Here is a 9,811-nt window from a genome sequence, read left to right as displayed (position 1 = left end):
CTCTAATGTGTAATAAACAACAAATGTTTTCGATGGGGCGAGTAATTGCAGTCCCAAACCATTAGAAAACAGCCTATTTTACGGGGGAAAATCTAACCAAAATACGATTTTTAGAAATTCACTATTGATGCTAAAAAAATATGTTAGGATTAGAGTATTAGAGGAGGATCGTATCATGATTGTTGAAGAAGAAAAAATACTGCAGACCTATTTCGGCTATGAATCATTTCGCCCTGGCCAAAAAGAGACAATAGACAATATCGTACAAGCAAAAAACACACTCGCCGTTATGCCAACTGGTGGCGGGAAATCCTTATGTTATCAAATACCCGGATTGTCACTTGATGGATGTGCCATTATTATTTCACCATTGATATCGTTAATGAAAGATCAGGTCGATGCCCTTCATTCACTAGGTATCCCCGCTACATTTATCAACAGCTCCCTGTCCACAAGTGAACAACAAGAGCGATTAAGAAACATGGCAGATCATCGCTATAAATTTGTTTACGTTGCCCCGGAACGATTTGAATCGGGCGCTTTCGTTAATGTTGTAAAAAATATGCCGTTATCGTTAGTTGCGTTTGATGAAGCACATTGTATTTCGCAATGGGGGCACGATTTTAGACCTAGCTACCGGTCGATCGTACCGAATTTAAAGCGATTAGCCAATATCCCTGTTTTCGTTGCGTTAACCGCGACAGCAACAGAAGAAGTTATCTCTGATATTCAATCCTTGCTAGATATTGAGAGTGACCGTGTCATTAACACAGGGTTTGAACGGGAAAATTTATCTTTTCATATTGTAAAAGGGAAAGATAAAGCCACCTATATTCGTTCTTTTTTAGCCGAACATCGAGAAGAATCAGGGATTATTTATACTGCTACAAGAAAACAAGCGGATGCGTTGTGTGACCAATTATCAAAAAGGGGATATGCTGCTGCCAAATATCATGCTGGGATGAGTGAAGACGAACGAAAACAAGCCCAAGCGGCATTTATTCAAGATGAAATAACGATAATGGTCGCAACAAATGCATTTGGTATGGGGATCGATAAATCAAACGTTCGCTATGTAATCCATTATGCGATGCCAATGACAATTGAATCGTATTACCAGGAAGCTGGACGTGCTGGACGAGATGGTGAGCCAAGTGATTGTATCCTGTTATTTTCACCACAAGATGTACAGCTGCAGAAATTTTTAATTGAACAATCGATGATGGATGATGATGCCAAGCGAGCAGAATATCGTAAATTACAAGCAATGATTAACTATTGCCATACACATAGCTGCTTAACATCCTTCATTTTAGAATATTTTAATGATTCACCAAGTGAACATACATGCGGCAGGTGCAGCAATTGCCTGCATCGTCAGGAAAAAAGTGATATTACTGAGGAAGCACAAATGATTCTCTCCTGTGTCAAACGGATGGGTGAACGTTTTGGTGTTGGGATGACAGCGAAAGTGTTAAAGGGATCAAAGGATAAGAAAATTCACGACTTTGGTTTAGATAAGCTGACAACATATGGAATATTATCCGCTTATACAGAAAAAGAACTAACCGAATGGATTCATTTCCTAGTCGCCGAAAAACTATTGGCGATTGAGGAGGGGCGGTACCCAACATTAAAGTTGAACCAAGAATCCATTGACGTGCTAAAAGGCAGACGAACAGTATGGATCTATACAGCACCAATTCCTACTACAGAAGAAGCAGATTATCATGCCGATCTATTTGGTATATTGCGTGGCCTGCGGAAAAAACTGGCCGATGAAAAAGGTGTTCCACCATATGTTTTATTTTCTGACGCAACATTAAAAGAGCTAAGTCGATATTTTCCAGAGACAAAAGAGGATATGCTTTCCATTAAAGGTGTTGGTGAAAAGAAATTTGACCAGTATGGCGAGGAATTTTTGGGTGCTATCATCGAATGGCGTACCAGTAATCCCGATGTTAAGCCAAAAATAAGAATAGGCGGGACCGCTTCCCCAAAACCTGCTAAAAAGAATAATGAAGAAGGCCCTAGCCACGTTGTTAGCTATAACCTATTTCAATCAGGGAAATCCATCAAAGATATCGCCGTAATTCGTGAACTGTCGAAGCAAACAATTGAAAATCATCTATTCAAAGCTTTTAAAGATGGCTATCCAATTGCCTGGAATATCTTTTTTAACGACCAAGAGGAAGCAACCGTGTTAGCCGCACGTGAAGAAACTGATGAACCTAAGTTAAAGCCATTGCGAGAGGCTTTACCTGAGGATTACAGCTATACGATGATAAAAGCTGTTCTCGTTAAAAATGGATTAATGTAGTAATGTACTCGTGGATCCGGTTGACACTTCCCGCTCTCGGGTGATATTCCTTGAAGGATTGAGGGACATCATACGGACTTTTGGCGATATTTTAAGCTTTTTTTGCCCAGCATATAAAATGTCATTCATGTAGCAAAATACGTACCCTTCTCCTCTACTATGTAGGTACCATAACAAGCTCTCGGATCAATACAAAAAAGCCATGCAAGATCCCCACAAGGTTCATGCATGGCATTTTTTTATACCTTATTATTCAATATCAAACGCCCATGTACCATTACGGAAAACTGCTTCTGTACTGCCGTCTTCCTTCACTCCATCAATATCCAGCTTTTCTGAACCAATCATGAAGTCAACGTGTGACAAGCTATCGTTCACACCATGTTTATCCAACTCTTCGGCGTTCATTTTTGCTCCACCTTCTAAATTGGTTGGATATGCTTTACCTAGCGCAATGTGGCATGAAGCATTTTCATCAAACAATGTATTGTAGAAAATCAAACCGGACTGAGATACTGGTGACTCATGTGGTACAAGTGCCACTTCACCCAAGCGACGTGCACCTTCATCTGAATCAAGCAAATGTTTTAAGACGTTTTCTCCCTGCTCCGCTTTAAAATCAACGACCTTTCCATCCTTAAATGTTAGGGTGAAATTGTCGATTAGACTTCCACCATAATTCAATGGCTTTGTACTTGATACTGTTCCATCAACACCATATTTATCTGGCATGGAGAAAACTTCCTCTGTTGGCATGTTTGGATTAAACGTAATGCCTTTCTCAGAAACCGCAGATCCACCCTTCCATATATGGCCCTTAGGCAATTTCATTTCTAAATTTGTCCCAGGTGCTTTGAAAATTAATTTTTGGTAGTTCTTTTTATTTAACAATTCACGTGCCGTTCTTAATGTTGAATTGTGTTCTTCCCAAGCTGCAATTGGATCATCTTTATCAACGCGGACAATCTTCACAATCGCATCCCACAAACTTGCAACCGCATCTTCCTCTGATTTATCTGGGAAAATCTTTTGTGCCCAGTCGCCAGTCGGAATCGAAATGATCGACCATGTAATTCGATCATTCATTGTGTATTGGCGAAAGTTTTTCATCGCTTGTGCTGAAGCTTTATTCGCTTTGGCAACACGTGATGGATCGATATCCTTCAGCAAATCTGGATTTGTCGAACGAATATTCAACACTGCCGCACCATCTTCCGCATATGTATCATGCAGTAATACTTTCCACTCAGGATAGTCTGCGATAACTTCATCAGGTGCATTTTCATATTTTAACAAAGTAATTTCATCATCGATCCAATTAATATGCACATCTTTTGCCCCTAATTCGTATGCTTTACGAACGACAATCCTAGTAAAGTCCGCCCCTTCAATTGGAGCATTAATCATAAGGGCTTGATTTTTTTGTAAATTAACCCCTGTTTTCAATGCTAATTCAGCATATTTCTCTTTTGTTTGTTGACTGACCATTGTTTTTACCTCCATAAAAATATTTCATCTTGCCTTATTATTTCATAAAATAGGCAAATCACCAAATAATAGTTACAATAATTTGATACTTTTTCCATTATCCAAATCCCACTTCTAATTTCCAATTTACCAAAAGCCGCTTATGTGTTATGATTAAGTTAGGTTACTTTTCGTAATTACTTTATATACCAGAGAGAAGGTGATCTTCATGGAAGAATTGTGTCCACGTTTTGAAAAAGCAATGCAACTAATGAGTAAACGATGGGTCGGACTTATTTTGTTCGAACTGCTAAAAGGGACAAAACGTTTTTCGGAAATGGAAGCGGACTTGCCAATCAGCGGAAGATTGCTCTCTGACAGACTAAAAATGCTAGAAAAAGAAGGAATTGTTGAGCGAAATATATACTCGGAATTTCCGGTTCGAATCGAATATTCATTATCTAAAAAAGGAAAAGCTTTGGAACCAGTCATTAACGAAATCCAGGAATGGGCAGAGGGCTGGATTACAATGGAAGAAGTAGATGAAGAAAACGCATAAATAAAACAGGCTGTTGATGAGACAGCCTGCTTTTTTAAAGAAAACATGAGATGAAACTTAGACAAACTCTTACCTTCTGCGCCATATAAAACCTGATGAACAACATATTTTTTCTTGATCTTAATCAACCACTAACTCTTCAGTCTTCTCAGTAACTTCCGGGGCCGGGTTGTTGTAATGCATACATAATGCCGCTTCTTGTTCCCAACCTTTACACTCAAGCTCTGAGCATTTTTCCACCCTTACAGCTGACTTTATTCGTAAAGGACTTTCCCTTTGAGATGATTTTCTCGTACACTACTCCCTTCACAATCTTTCAACCAGCTCGCAACATTTTCGATATCCGTTGAAAATATCCGGTCCTTGGTAATAGATGGGACGATTCCACGTGCACGGTCATAAAATTTCCTTGTTTGCGCTGACATTTGATCAACACCACGATATTCTGTGGCTTGCATGGCACAAATCAACTCAATCGCCACAACACGGCGTGAATTTTGTAGCATTTGTAGTGCATGCCTTGCGGCGATCGTTCCCATACTGACATGGTCTTCCTGGTTTGCTGATGATGGAATGGAATCAACACTTGCCGGATGTGCGAGTGTTTTATTTTCCGAGACGAGCGATGCCGCACTATACTGCATGATCATTGCCCCAGACTCCAAACCTGGATTTGGGCTCAGAAAAGCAGGCAAGTCGTTCAGTTGTGGATTAACCAGCCGCTCAATCCGGCGTTCTGCAATATTCGCTGTTTCAGCAATTCCCAATTTGATAAAATCCATCGCAAGTGCAATTGGTTGTCCATGAAAATTCCCACCAGAGATCACTTTGTTATCGTCCGAAAAAATTAATGGATTATCAGTGACGGCATTCATTTCTGTCATTAATTTTTCCTTAGCATAATTAACGGTTTGCCATGATGCCCCTAACACTTGGGGAATACATCGAAGTGAATAGGCGTCTTGAACCCGTAACTCACCTTGTCTAGTTGTTAGCTCACTATCAACCAAGATGGCTCGCATTCGTTCCGCCACATCCATTTGCTCCTGATGTCCACGAACCCTATGCACATCAGCATCAAATGCATCGATAATACCCTGTAGCCCTTCCATTGTCATTGCAGCAACAAGTTCGCTTTGATAGAGTAGTTTTTCTGCTTCCAGATAAGTAATAACACCAACAGCGGTCATTGCCTGTGTGCCGTTGATTAATGCCAGACCCTCTTTTGCTTGCAATCTTAACGGGGCAATTCCTACTTCATCCAATGCAGTAGTGGTAATTGTACGTTTACCTTTATAAAAAACTTCCCCTTCACCAAGCAGCGCCAAGGCAAGATGTGATAAGGGGGCCAAATCCCCACTAGCGCCAAGTGACCCCTGCTGAGGGATAACCGGATGAATTCTAGCATTTAGTAGCGCAATTAGCTGCTCAATCAATTCTGGTCGAACTCCGGAAAAACCTTGTGATAAGGCATTAGCCCTTAGCAACAGCATCGTTCGGCTGATTTCCTCAGAAAAGGGTTCGCCAACACCACAAGCATGCGAATGGATAAGATTCAACTGTAAATCTTCTACATCGTCCGCCTCAATGACGACATCGCTAAATTTCCCGAATCCTGTATTGATGCCATACATTGTCTGCTTCGTATCAATCATCGTTTCTACTGTTCGCCTATTTTCCGCGACATGATGAATTGTTTCCTCTGCCAACATTACCTTTTCATTGTCAAACACAACACTTTTTACTTCCTTAAGGGTTAGTGTTTTTCCTGTTAATGCAATCATCAAATACACCTCCATTGTACTGCTTTACAATAATAAAGCGCATAAAGTAAAAAGAGGCTTTGGTTGCTAGGAACCAAGCCTCTTTTGCCGACGAATTTTTAAATTGAAATGAGAATAACACATCATAAGAACACCTCAAACTGATTGAATATTCTTATACATATTGTACCTGTATACTGATAATAATTCAAGCTATTTTCTAAATATTTAGGATTCATATTCAATTGTTTCTACATTTTCGTTCTCCGTTCTCTTTTTCTTATTGTAGATAACAGAAAATCCTATTAGCGAGAAAATAATTGAAATAATAGGTACACAATAATTTAGTATTGCATATGGCGCGTATGCCCAGGCACTAACACCTAATGTACTGAGAACAAACACAGCATCCGTGCTCCATGGAACTAATGCAGATGTAATTGTCCCACCATCTTCAAGTGCACGTGATAGGTTTTTTGGGTGCAGATCTTTATCCTTATAAGCTTTCGCATACATCCTTCCTGGAATAATGATGGAAATATACTGTTCGGCAGTAATAACGTTCGTGAAAAATGATGAAGCGACTGTGGTAGCACATAAACTTCTACCTGTTCGAGCCAGCTTTAAAATTTGTTCTACGATGGCATTTAACATTCCGGTGCTTTCCATTAAGCCACCAAATATCATTGCGACCATGGCCAATGATACGGTGTACATCATGGAATCCAATCCGCCCTGATTCAATAGACTATTAACTGTTTCATTGCCCGTATCTACCGCATATCCTCCTTGCAAGGCATTAACTGCTTCCGCAATACTTCCACCCTGAATAAAGATATCCGCTAAAAAGCCTAAAATGATACCAATTGTTAGTGCCGGCAATGCGGGAACTTTTTTAAACACAAGTAGAATAACAGCAAGTGGAACGAGCAACAACCATGGGGAAATAACAAAATTAGCCTGTAATGTGTCCATGATCGTATCAATTCTTTCTGTATCAACTGTATTTCCAGCGAATTTCATACCCATGAAAAAGTAAACAATGAAAGCAATGATAAATGCGGGAACCGTTGTAAACAGCATGTGTTTAATGTGTTCGGATAACGTTGCCCCGGCAATCCCGGAAGCAAGGACGGTCGTATCAGAAAGTGGCGACATTTTATCTCCAAAGAAAGCACCGGAAACAATCGCCCCAACAACCATCGCCGGAGGAATTCCTAAACTAACCCCAATCCCCATTCCAGCAACACCAACTGTTCCGATTGTTGACCATGAACTACCAATCATCACGGTCACAATTGCACAAATAATAAGCATTGCCGCTAGAAAAAAGGATGGCGAGATAATTTTCAACCCATAATAAATCATTGTTGTCACAATTCCCCCACCGATCCAAGCACTAATAATGAGTCCAACTAATATCAAAATGATGACGGCAGGTAGTACTTTTGTGATGCCTTGATAAATAAACTTCTCCAAATCTCCCCAAGAATAGCCACACATCCAGGCAATAAACGCTGCAACAACAGCACCCAAAAGAATTGGAATATGCGGAGATCCCTCAAACACGATAATGACGAATGCCATGGCGACAATCATTACCAAGAACGGTATGAGTGATAATCCTAACGAGATTTTCTTTGCGGATTTGTCCATTTTCTTAACCCTCCAATTGTTTACTAGTCCTTTGCTCTTTCTATAAAAATATGAATTACTAGTTGAATTTATTATTTCTATTAATTTAATACTTTATCATTGTAAAGTACTGAAGTGATAAAGTCAACTGGTTTTATCATATAAACCAATTATCCCTAAGTGTGTATTCGGTCTTTATTTTAGAAAAAGGAACAATGGCGGGAAGTAACATCCTTGAATGGGGACACGTCCAATTATTTTCTCCATGGGAATTCAACATTAATGAACCTGCTAAGGCTTTACTACAAGAAACAGATTGGGCGGAACCTGAACTTAATAAATTACCAACCGGTAGGGAACTTGTAGAGGAATATCTAGAACCCTATCAAGTCATCCAAAAATCAAAGAACATATCATTTATAATGCTGAGGTTTTCCATATCACCAGGAAAAATACCGATAAAATGAAGTCGAACTCTAGAGAGCAACGCACATTCTATTATACCCGTGTTAAATCGGGATCAACACTTGGTCCGCAAACGCCTGTTGAACAGCACATTGCTGGATCAAAAATTTCTAGTTTTTTCATTCAGAACATTGTGGCTTTGAAACAAAGTTTGATAATTTATAATAAAGATTGATCATTTGAAATAGAGTCCGATAATTGATAAAAATCTGATACAATAACATTGATAAAAGTATTATAAGACAATTCAACAAACGGGCCATTTAATTGAATAAGGAAGGAATAAATAATTATATGAAGCGTAAAAAGAAAACAATTAAATACATTTTTTACATTGCAATCGTTATTGTAGCATTACTCGCAATAGCACTCTTCTTTCCCACATGGACATCAAATATAAAAGGTGATAATAGCATAAGTACATTAGAACAAGTAGAGATAAATGGAACTGATCATGAAATTATGATACGCGGAGCCGATAAGAATAATCCTATCGTAATTGTTGTACATGGAGGACCAGGATCACCAGAAACACCATACGCAGTTAAATACCAAAATTTATTGGAATCCAATTTCACAGTTGTTAATTACGATCAAAGAGCAAGTGGGAAGTCATTTCACTTTTTTGAAGATTACTCTAATTTATCAACGGATTTATTAGTGGATGACCTATTGGTGTTGACCGACTATATATCAGAACGCCTAGGGAAAGAAAAGGTTATCCTTATGGCTCATTCGTCAGGTACGTACATTGGCATGCAAGCGGCTAATAAATCCCCTGAAAAGTATGAAGCATATGTGGGGATTGGACAGATGAGTGATACGATAGAAAGTGAGAAAGAAAGTTTAAATTACAGCATTGCCCAAGCTGAAAAGGCGGGTAATACGGATGATATGGAATATTTACAAGGATTAACCGAGCAGATTGGAAACGGTGATATGGTTACACCAAGGGAATACGTGATGAAATACGGCGGTTCTACTAGAAGCATTGATAACCCCGATGGTGATATTATAGGGGCTTTATTTAGTAACGAGTATAATTTGTTGGATGTCATTCGTTATAACTATGGGATGGGTTACTCTCAAGAGAAGCTGGTAAATCATATGTTGGAAAATCCGTTACCAGATACAGTATCAACTCTTGATATTCCTTTATATTTTGTTATGGGTAAATACGATTATATGACTTCCTCTAATGCAGCCAAAAAATATTTTGATACGATTGCAGTTGAAGATAAGCATTTTATTACTTTCGAGAAATCAGCTCATTATCCGCAATTTGAAGAGAAAGAAAAATTTAACGAATGGATGTCAGATACATTTATTAATGAAAATAGATAAGATGAGCTCTTCCGTTAACGGGGCTATTCTAAAATAAGGATTGTGCCATTTAAAATTTAGTAATGATAAATCCGTAATGAAATTAAGAGGAGGGGTAATGTGAAATATTTACTTTTTGTTCTAGTATCCTTTTTACTTGTGTATCTGAATAGCAAACCTCATTTAACGGGTTTACGTTTACGGCGGTCAATGAAAATAAATAAACAAATTTAAAAAGTTTAACATAATATCTTATTAAACAAAAGGGCGCTTTTCTTG

7 protein-coding genes and 2 pseudogenes are annotated in these 9,811 nt (G+C 38.8%); 4 read left to right on the top strand and 5 right to left on the bottom strand.

The window, feature by feature from the left end:
* Window positions 1-175 precede the first annotated feature (175 nt).
* On the top strand, window positions 176-2,320 hold the full coding sequence (gene recQ / locus ACW2QC_RS19910) for a DNA helicase RecQ (protein WP_457545671.1): 2,145 nt from the start codon (window positions 176-178) through the stop codon (window positions 2,318-2,320).
* A gap of 249 nt (window positions 2,321-2,569) precedes the next feature.
* On the opposite strand, the gene ACW2QC_RS19905 is transcribed toward recQ, so the two are convergent.
* Window positions 2,570-3,808 carry an aminopeptidase gene (locus ACW2QC_RS19905; protein ID WP_457545670.1) on the bottom strand — a complete coding sequence of 413 codons (1,239 nt, stop codon included), beginning with the start codon at window positions 3,806-3,808 and terminating at the stop codon, window positions 2,570-2,572.
* A 208-nt stretch (window positions 3,809-4,016) separates the two neighbouring features.
* Between ACW2QC_RS19905 and ACW2QC_RS19900 the strand changes: the two genes are divergently transcribed.
* The gene (locus ACW2QC_RS19900) at window positions 4,017-4,346 is read left to right on the top strand and encodes a winged helix-turn-helix transcriptional regulator (RefSeq protein ID WP_457545669.1); all 330 of its coding nucleotides are present in this window, start codon (window positions 4,017-4,019) and stop codon (window positions 4,344-4,346) included.
* Between the two features lie 126 nt (window positions 4,347-4,472).
* On the opposite strand, the pseudogene ACW2QC_RS19895 reads toward ACW2QC_RS19900, so the two are convergent.
* From ACW2QC_RS19895 to nhaC, 3 genes and pseudogenes are all read right to left on the bottom strand, one after another.
* A pseudogene (locus ACW2QC_RS19895) lies at window positions 4,473-4,604 on the bottom strand (hypothetical protein); the annotation flags it as partial.
* A complete protein-coding gene (gene hutH / locus ACW2QC_RS19890) occupies window positions 4,601-6,130 on the bottom strand; it encodes a histidine ammonia-lyase (protein WP_457545668.1) in 1,530 nt (509 codons plus the stop codon). The gene hutH and the pseudogene ACW2QC_RS19895, both read right to left, overlap by 4 nt.
* Before the next feature lie 207 nt (window positions 6,131-6,337).
* Entirely contained in the window at window positions 6,338-7,765 is a 1,428-nt protein-coding gene (nhaC, locus tag ACW2QC_RS19885) for a Na+/H+ antiporter NhaC (RefSeq protein ID WP_457545667.1), read from the bottom strand.
* Between the two features lie 194 nt (window positions 7,766-7,959).
* Here nhaC and ACW2QC_RS19880 point away from each other — a divergent pair, with 194 nt between their 5' ends.
* Window positions 7,960-8,211: a hypothetical protein gene (locus ACW2QC_RS19880; RefSeq protein WP_457545666.1), complete on the top strand. Its 252-nt coding sequence runs from the start codon at window positions 7,960-7,962 to the stop codon at window positions 8,209-8,211.
* A 34-nt stretch (window positions 8,212-8,245) separates the two neighbouring features.
* On the opposite strand, the pseudogene ACW2QC_RS19875 reads toward ACW2QC_RS19880, so the two are convergent.
* A pseudogene (locus ACW2QC_RS19875) lies at window positions 8,246-8,332 on the bottom strand (arsenic metallochaperone ArsD family protein); the annotation flags it as partial.
* Between the two features lie 171 nt (window positions 8,333-8,503).
* Between ACW2QC_RS19875 and ACW2QC_RS19870 the strand changes: the two are divergent.
* Window positions 8,504-9,553, top strand: a complete 1,050-nt coding sequence (locus ACW2QC_RS19870) for an alpha/beta fold hydrolase (protein WP_457545665.1) — start codon at window positions 8,504-8,506, stop codon at window positions 9,551-9,553.
* Window positions 9,554-9,811: the final 258 nt, after the last annotated feature.

Source organism: Virgibacillus sp. FSP13, assembly GCF_054048505.1.
This window is presented reverse-complemented; position numbering and strand designations above follow the sequence as displayed.